The organism is Salipiger sp. (assembly GCF_059781815.1).
Map to the genome: position 1 here is coordinate 1 of NZ_JBYNAH010000236.1, position 7,784 is coordinate 7,784.

At 67.3% G+C, this 7,784-nt stretch carries 10 protein-coding genes; 1 reads left to right on the forward strand and 9 read right to left on the reverse strand.

What is annotated here, in order from left to right; translation table 11 throughout:
- Nucleotides 1-195: 195 nt before the first annotated feature.
- The 8 genes from AC6RA4_RS21065 to AC6RA4_RS21100 are packed head-to-tail and all read right to left on the reverse strand — an operon-like array spanning nucleotide 196 to nucleotide 6,141.
- On the reverse strand, nucleotides 196-1,269 hold the full coding sequence (locus tag AC6RA4_RS21065; RefSeq protein WP_500163672.1) for a DUF1513 domain-containing protein: 1,074 nt from the start codon (nucleotides 1,267-1,269) through the stop codon (nucleotides 196-198).
- A gap of 4 nt (nucleotides 1,270-1,273) precedes the next feature.
- Nucleotides 1,274-2,257, reverse strand: a complete 984-nt coding sequence (locus tag AC6RA4_RS21070; RefSeq protein WP_500163674.1) for an imelysin family protein — start codon at nucleotides 2,255-2,257, stop codon at nucleotides 1,274-1,276.
- Nucleotides 2,258-3,814 carry a di-heme oxidoreductase family protein gene (locus AC6RA4_RS21075; protein WP_500163676.1) on the reverse strand — a complete coding sequence of 519 codons (1,557 nt, stop codon included), beginning with the start codon at nucleotides 3,812-3,814 and terminating at the stop codon, nucleotides 2,258-2,260. It lies immediately after the preceding gene.
- Nucleotides 3,774-4,259, reverse strand: coding sequence for a bacterioferritin (bfr, locus tag AC6RA4_RS21080; protein ID WP_500163678.1), 486 nt, complete (start codon nucleotides 4,257-4,259; stop codon nucleotides 3,774-3,776). The genes AC6RA4_RS21075 and bfr overlap by 41 nt, the downstream gene beginning before the upstream one ends.
- A complete protein-coding gene (locus AC6RA4_RS21085; RefSeq protein WP_500163679.1) occupies nucleotides 4,225-4,503 on the reverse strand; it encodes a (2Fe-2S)-binding protein in 279 nt (92 codons plus the stop codon). Before AC6RA4_RS21085 ends, bfr begins: the two co-directional genes overlap by 35 nt.
- 14 nt (nucleotides 4,504-4,517) lie before the next feature.
- Nucleotides 4,518-5,777, reverse strand: a complete 1,260-nt coding sequence (locus tag AC6RA4_RS21090; RefSeq protein ID WP_500163681.1) for an imelysin family protein — start codon at nucleotides 5,775-5,777, stop codon at nucleotides 4,518-4,520.
- Nucleotides 5,778-5,833: 56 nt separating this feature from the next.
- A complete protein-coding gene (gene hemP / locus AC6RA4_RS21095; RefSeq protein ID WP_500163683.1) occupies nucleotides 5,834-5,995 on the reverse strand; it encodes a hemin uptake protein HemP in 162 nt (53 codons plus the stop codon).
- The gene (locus tag AC6RA4_RS21100; RefSeq protein ID WP_500163684.1) at nucleotides 5,992-6,141 is read right to left on the reverse strand and encodes a hypothetical protein; all 150 of its coding nucleotides are present in this window, start codon (nucleotides 6,139-6,141) and stop codon (nucleotides 5,992-5,994) included. The genes hemP and AC6RA4_RS21100 overlap by 4 nt, the downstream gene beginning before the upstream one ends.
- A gap of 480 nt (nucleotides 6,142-6,621) precedes the next feature.
- On the opposite strand from AC6RA4_RS21100, the gene AC6RA4_RS21105 reads away from it, so the two are divergent.
- Nucleotides 6,622-7,305 carry a PRC-barrel domain-containing protein gene (locus AC6RA4_RS21105; RefSeq protein WP_500163686.1) on the forward strand — a complete coding sequence of 228 codons (684 nt, stop codon included), beginning with the start codon at nucleotides 6,622-6,624 and terminating at the stop codon, nucleotides 7,303-7,305.
- Nucleotides 7,306-7,360: 55 nt separating this feature from the next.
- Here the strand turns inward: AC6RA4_RS21105 and AC6RA4_RS21110 are convergent.
- Nucleotides 7,361-7,784: gamma-glutamyl-gamma-aminobutyrate hydrolase family protein (locus AC6RA4_RS21110; protein WP_500163688.1), on the reverse strand; the 424-nt coding region annotated here is incomplete at its 5' end.

The window sequence follows — 7,784 nt, forward strand, 5'->3', positions numbered from 1 at the left end:
AAAATACCTCGGGGTGAATTGTCCCGGACATCGTCCGGGACAAGAGGGGCAGCGCCCCTCCCCCACAAAGACGCCGCGCGGCAAACCCGCCGATGCCGCGCCCCCGTCTTCTCTGGTTCAAAAATACCTCGGGGTGAATTGCGCCGGACGCAGTCCGGCGAAAGAGGGGCAGCGCCCCTCCGCTCCCCCGGCTTCCTACGAGGCGATCGGCACCAGGTGATTGTCCCAGGCCGCCTCGGCCCGCGCCAGCGGGCGCGCGCCATCCCGGCCCACCAGCACCACCCCGCCCAGCCCGTCGCTGGCCATGTACCCTCCGACATGGGGGGCGATGCCGCAGACATCGGCGCGCGACACCGCGCCGAGGAAGCGGCCAGCGTCCGAGAAGCGGTGGATCCGGCCGCCGCGCGGCGAGGTGATGGCGATCTCCGAGCCGTCGCCGGAAAACGCCACCGAGCCCGCATAGCCGTCCATTGCCAGTTCGTCGCCCAGCGGCGCCTCGCAGATCACCAGCTCTTCGCCGCGCCGGTGCAGTGCCAGCAGCGGCGGCGCCATGCCCGGCTCGCCCTCCCACTGCATGGCAAAGCCCACCAGCCCGTCCTCGCGCAGCGCAAGGTGGCGGATCGAGTTCTGGTAGAACTCCGGCAGCTCGCGCATCTCCAGAAGCGTACCGTCAAGCGCCGTGTAGACCAGGTTCGGGCGCATGGTGTCGGTGTTGAGCTTGGCGCGGTCCCACTTGTCGGTCTGGATGCCGCCATTGGCGATCACCAGCGTCTGGTGATCGGGCATCACCCGCAGGTCGTGCGGCCCCACACCGTGGCTGGCGAACTCGCCGATGCGCACGTAGCCTGCCTGCGCATCCCAGAGGCCGATATAGCCGGCGCTGTCCTCGACCGCCTGCTCGACGGTGTAGAGCAAGCCACCATCGGGCGAAAAGGTGCCGTGGCCGTTGAACTGGCGATCCTCGGGCGGCGTCAGCCGGTGCAGCACCTCCCCGTCGCGGCAATCGACCACCAGCGCATAGGTGCCCGGCCGGCGGGCGAAGCCCACCGCCTCGGCGCGCTTCGGGTGAGCGCAGGCGGCGTGGCCGCGGGCCGGCAGCGGCACGCTGAAGGCGGTGGAGCCGTCCTCGCGCAATCCCGCGAGCATGTAGCTGCCATCGGGCAGTTTTGCCGCGGCAAGGTAGGTCGGATCGCCCACCGCCGCCCAGCCGACCGCGGGCGTGGCCGAAGCGGCAAGCAGGCTGGCAAGGAAGCTGCGGCGCGTGGTCATGGGATCAGTCTCCGTCCTGCGAGTTGAAGCCGGGGGTGAGCCCCAGCGGCACGCCGACCTCCTGCTCGATGGCGTCGTGCAGCGCGCGCACATGCTGCTGCACGATCTCGAGCCGCAGCCGCGCCGAGGGGTCCTCGATATCCTGCAGCGCCCCATCCTCGACCCGGTCGGCCACCTCGTGCAGGCGCGTCAGCGCCGCTTCGGTGAGCGGCAGCTCCCAGTCGGCCAGCGTGTGGGCGAACTCGCTCGCGGCATCGGCGTAGAGGCGCACATTGCGCAGCGGGCGGCCCGAGCGCCACGCCTCGGCGCGGGTCGGGCGCGGGCGGTCGAAGGTGCCGAGCGGACGCCCCAAGCGGCTGTCGGCGGTGAACTCGAGGCTCGAGAGCACCTGCGTGTAAAGCGCGGTCAGCGCCTCCTCCTCGCTGAGATACGTGGCGTTGCCCTCGGCCCCGGCGCTCAGCAGCACCTCGGCATAGCCCTCGCGCCAGCCCGCCTCGAGCGCCTGCGCCTGGTTGGCGAGATCGTCGCTCATGGTCTGCACCAGCGTGCAGGCGTAGCTGCCCGCCTCGTAGCCCGCGAACTCGGCGTCATAGAGCATCCGCTCGAGCGCGAAGAGCCCGCGCGCGGCGATCGAGACCTCGGCAAATTCGCCCGGATCGGTGCCGACCTCCTCTTCGGAAGACAAAAGCCGGGTCAATGTCTTGGGCGTGAACCCGCGCGCATCGGGCCAGAAGGCGACCGACAGCGCGCCGGTCTCGGACGGCCCCATGCGCACATCGGCGACGCGGGTCCAGGCATCGAACGCGGCGTTCCATGGCTGGCGCAGCGCCTGGGCGGTACAATCCGCCTCGGCGGTGACCGCAAGCACCTCCGCCGCCTCGGCAAATCCCGCGTAGCCGGGCAGGATGTGGTTGGTCAGCGCCTCCTCGACCCCGGCAAGCGCGGGAGTGGCGGACAGGAGGGCACAGCACAGCAGGGAGTAACGCATTCAGAGACTTTCCAGATAGCGGATCAGGTCGGCACGGTCCGCCGGCGCCATCGACACCACCCGGTCGCGGGCGGGCTGGGCTTCGCCCCCGTGCCAGAGAATGGCCTCGAGAAGCGACCGCGCGCGGCCGTCATGCAGAAAGGTGGTATGCCCCGAGACCCGCTCGGTCAAGCCGATGCCCCAGAGTGGCGGCGTGCGCCATTCGCGCCCGGTGGCGCGGCCCTCGGGGCGGTGATCGGCCAGCCCCTCGCCCATGTCGTGCAGCAGCAGGTCGCTATAGGGCCAGATCAACTGAAAGCTGTGCTCGGGCCGATCCTCGAGCCGCGCGGTGACGAATTTCGGCCTGTGGCAGGCGGCGCAGCCGGTGTCGCGGAACAGCTGCTTGCCGCGCAACACCTGCGGGTCGTTGATGTCGCGCCGCGCCGGCACGCCAAGATTGGCGGTGTAATAGGTCACCGTGTCAAAGGCCTCGTCCGAGATCTCGACCCCGTCGAGATCGCCGCCATGCGGGGCGCGCCGGCAGGCGGTCTGTTCCTCGGTGCAATCGCCCCAGAGCACCGGGCGCAGCGGCGTGGCGATGCCGATATCGCCCGCAAAGGCGCTGGCGCTCTGCTCGCGCACCGTCGCTTCGCCCCCCTTCCAGCCGAAGCGGCCCAGCATGGGCTGGTCGTATTCCAACGACCAGACGATTGCCGGACGGCCCGAGATGCCGTCGCCATCGGCATCGTCGGGGTCGGCATTGGCGAGGATGTCCTCGACCGGGATCGCCTCGAGCAGGCCGAGCCCGATCATCTGAGGCGCCACGCGCGGGCTCAGCATCGCGTCCTCGCCGAGCGGCCCGTAGCCGAGATGCGCCGCGCGGTAGGTCGGCTTGCGCAGGACAGCGGTCTCGCCGCCCGCAAGCGGCACCTCGATGTCTTCGTAGCTCACCTCGAGCCGGTATTCCGCCGGGTGGCCGACGGTGGCGAAATCCTGAAGCTGGTCGCCATAGACCGGGTGCGGCGCGGTGGCGATCCAGTCGGCGATGGCGGGCATCAGAGCTTCGGGATCGGCGGGAACGGAAATGCGCAGGAACATCGAGACAGCGGTGTCGTCGGGCCCGTCGGGCGCATGACCGCGCCCGTCGCGCACATGGCAGGATTCGCAGCTCCGGGCGTTGTAGAGTGGCCCCAGACCGTCAGAGGCCAGCGTCGAGGACGGCGACGAGGTCCAGAGCTTCTGAAACAGCGCATCGCCAAGCGTGAACGCCATCCGCCGCGCCTCCGGCAGGTTGGTCGCCGGCTGCGCGAAGCCGCGCGCGTCGCGGCGCACCGGAACCGTGCCGGCGCCGGCCGGCAGCCCCTCGAAGGGCTCGGACGCGCTGAAATCGTCCGGCGCGGCCAGCACCTCCGCAATGCGGGCGCGCTCGCTTTCGGTGCGGGGAATGATGGTGAGATGGGGATCGCCGAGCCCGTCGCCGGGGGTTTCAGCGGAAAAGGAGGCGCCGCCCCAGATCAGGGCGGCGCAAAGGGCGAGTTTACTCGGCCTCGTCCATCGGCATGGCGTTGATGACCGCATAGCGTTCGGCACCGACCCGTTCGTAAAGTTCCAGTTGTGTTTCGAGGAAGTCGATATGCCCTTCCTCGTCGGCGATCAACTCCTCGAAGAGGTTCTTGCTGACGTAGTCGCCGACCTTTTCGCAGTGCTCGCGGGCCTCGATATAAAGCGTGCGGGCCTCGTGCTCGGCAGCGAGATCGGCCTCGAGCGTTTCCTTGGGATCCTGCCCGATTCGCAGCGGATCGAGTTTCTGCAGGTTCGGGTGGCCGCCGAGAAAAATGATCCGGGTGATCAGCTTGTCCGCGTGGTGCATCTCTTCGATGCTTTCCTCGCGGCTCTTCTTGGCCATGTGGCCGAGGCCCCAGTCATCTTGAAGACGGTAGTGCAGCCAGTACTGGCTGACGGCGGTAAGCTCGGAACGGAGTGCCTTGTTAAGGTACTCGATGACCTTTTCGTCGCCCTTCATTGCGCTTTTCCTTTGTTGATCCGCGACTTCTAAGCCCGCGGAGTTCCATGGGTACTTCGAGATTGTCGTTCGCGCGCATGGTTTGCAAGAAAAGCGGCATGCAGCCTCCGCAATCGGCCGCTTTTCCGAGGGCATGATAAATCTTGCCGGGGGTGATGATCGTCTGTGCATCGGCAGCACGCATCCAGTCGATGGCGGCGTGAATATCCCGATCCGAGATGCCTTGGCAGCTACAGACGATCATCTGGAGAGGTCCTCTTACTGGAACACGGCGTTGGGGTCGTCGAGGCTGTCGGAGCCTTCGAATTCGACGCCCGAGAGATCCAGCGCCACGACCACCCGCTCGATGCTGCGGGTCTGGTCGATCAGGCCGTTGACGCCGCCCATGATCAGCTCCTCGCCCTTCTCGTCGCCGAGCGCGAGCATCTGGTCATAGGCAAAGCCGCCCTCGGCCGCCGCCTTGATGGCGCCGAGCGCCGTCATGGTGGCCTCGAGCTTGGCCTTCATCTCGTCGTCGAGCGCCGCATCGGTCTCGGCCACGAGATCCGACAGCGACGGGCCTTCGACGGTCGAGCCGTCGATGCGGGTGTAGCTGCCCAGATAGACGTTCTGGATGCCCTTGCCGTCGAAGTAGTGCGAGTTGTGGGTGTTGTCGGAGAAGCAGTCATGCTCTTCCTCGGGGTCGTTCAGCATCAGCCCGAGGCGCATCCGCTCGCCGGCTTGCTCGCCATAGGACAGCGAGCCCATGCCGGTCAGCATCGCGATGATGCCGGCGTTCTCGTCGTCCATCACCGCCTCGCGGGCGTCGCCGCCCTCGCCCCATGCGGCCACCATCTCCTCGAGATCGGAGACCAGCAGGTCGGTCGCCGCCTTGAGATAGTCGGCACGGCGGTCACAGTTGCCGCCGGTGCAGGCGTCGCCGGTGACGTAATCGGTGTAGGGGCGTTCGCCGGCGCCAGCCTCGGTGCCGTTCAGGTCCTGTCCCCAGAGCAGGAACTCGATGGCGTGGTAGCCGCGCGCCACGTTGGTTTCGATGCCGTCGGCCTCGTTCAGCGTGTCGGCGATCAGCGCAGGCGTAATCTCGGAGGCGTCGACCTCCTGCCCCGCCAGCGTCACGCTCGGGTTCGCGATGATGTTGAGCGCGGCATACTCGTTTTCGTCGGTGGCGCCACCGTAGGACTCGTCCACGTAGTCGATCAGGCCCTCGTCCAGCGGCCAGGCGTTCACCTTGCCTTCCCAATCGTCGACGATCGGGTTGCCGAAGCGGAACACTTCGGTCTGCTGGTAGGGGTCGCGCGATGCCAGCCACGCCTCGCGGGCGGCGCTCAGCGTCTCTTCCGACGGCTCGGCGATCAGCGTGTCGACGGCCTGTGCCAGCGCCTGCGCGGTGGTCAGGCTGTCCTCGTAGCCCGCCTGCGCGATGTCGGCATAGGTGTCGAGCACCGCCGCCTTGTCGGTCTCGGCAAAGGCCGGCGCGGCCAGCAGCAGCGCGAGCGCGGTGGAAGTGGCAAATTTCATGGTCTGTCCTCGTTGGCGTGTCATTTTCTGACGGTATTGTTTGGCTGACGACGGCATCATTTGGTCAGGATCAGCTTTCCCGCCTTGGTGATCCGCAGGGTGTAAACCTGCCCGTCGAGTTCGATCTCTGCGATGTTGCCGCCCGCGGTGAGAGCCCGTGCGACGTGGCGCGGCAGGGCCGGCACGGCGGCTTCGGCATTGAACTTAGTTTCCATCATTTCACCATCTCCCTGCTCTCGATCCGGTCGAGCAATGTTTCGAGACTGGCGTCCGCGGGCCAGAGGCCCCCAATCACCATGGCAATCAGATCCTTGCTGTCTTGGCGCGGGGCGGCAGCCTCGGCGCGGAATCGGTTCTCGGACATTGTCAGCCTCGTTGATCCTGTTCGCTATCGGGCTGCCCCGGCTCCTCATGCAGGGTGGCTGGATGAGGTCTTTTCTGAGCAAAAGAATCGGATAAGTCAACCTGACAATTACAGTCAGCTTTTCCGGAACGCAGAAAATCGTCGCTGCGACCAATCGTTACGCGGCGCGGACAGCATTCTGCAGAGATGTGCGAGGATTTGAGAAGGGCGGAGCGCCGGTGTTCCGGCTGCCCCGCCCTGCAAGATGGACCGGTCCGCTGATTAGCGCGTGTCCCTGTTGCGATCCCGCGCACTTGTCAGCGCGTAGATCAAAACCGCTATCACCGTGAGACCGGCCAATCCCGCAATGAAGATATCTGCGGTCATAGCTGTCTCCGTTGGATGTTCACGTCATCAACACGTCACGCGGGGAGTCGGTTCCGGAACTATTCGGAAAGCTCGCGGGTTGTGTCAGCAAATTCCAGCCGATGCGGGGAACCCATGCTACACAGTCTCGTCGACCTTCTGTCCTGGCCCGTCTCGACCGGCGACCAAAGCGCGTCGCTGACGGATGTTCTGTTCGATCCCGAAACCCGCCACCTGACCTATCTCGCAGTGCACCGACCGGGCGACCGGGGCGGCAGCGCGCTCGCCGCCGCATCGCTGATGACACGGCCCGACGCGCAGGCGCGCCGGCTCAGCGTCTCGATGAGCGACGAAGATCTGGCGCGGGCACCGCATTGGCAGGGCGGCGCCCGGGAGCTTGACGCGCTGCTGACCGCGATGCCGCCGCTGGTCATCGGCCCCTTCGGTGCGACCCACGCGCCGCTGGCGCTGGCGGGAGTCTTCGGCCGCGACGATGCGCCCGAGAACGATCCCCGCGCCGACGCGGCGCTGGAGCGGTATCAACGTCTTGGACGCTGGCTCGACCGACCGGTCTTTGCCCGCGACGCCGAGATCGGCACTCTGACGGACATGCTTTATGACGCCGAAGCCAACCGCATCGACTATCTCGTGGTCGATAACGGCAAGCTCTTCGGGAACCACAAATACGCCCTGCCCTTTTCCACGCTGGCGCATCGCGCGCCGGGCGCGAAGGGCGGCCACCTTGTGCTCGACATCGCCGAGCACGAGCTGGTCGGAGCCGCAACCCCGGACGCCGTTCTCGAGCCGGCGCGCGCCTGACAGGGCCGCGCGCGGGCGGCAGATTTCGGAAAAGAAGCGCCGGAGCCGAAGGCGCTTAGCCGGCGTTGCCCCAGAACGGCTCGTCCGCCTCGCGGGCCTCGGCCTCTGCCGCCGTCACCTGTGCATCCTTGCCGCTGCCGGCCTTGGCCGCGGCAACCAGCGAACGGAACAGCCGGCGGTGCGCCCGGCGGTAGATCAGATGCTCGGGATGCCACTGCACCCCCAGGGCGAACGGATCGCTCATGCGCTCGATCGCCTGCACCATGCCGCCATCGTCGCGCGCCGCCACCCGCAGCCCCTGCCCGAGCCGGTCCACAGCCTGGCTGTGCAGCGCGTTCACGTAAAGACATTGCGCCTTGGCCGAGCGCGCGAGCAGCGTGTCGTTGCCAATCTCGACCTTCTTGCGCGGCAGGATGGTGCGGATGTGGCGCGAGTCGTAGACCTCGAAACCTCCCAGCTGCAGCCCTTCGTGTAACGGC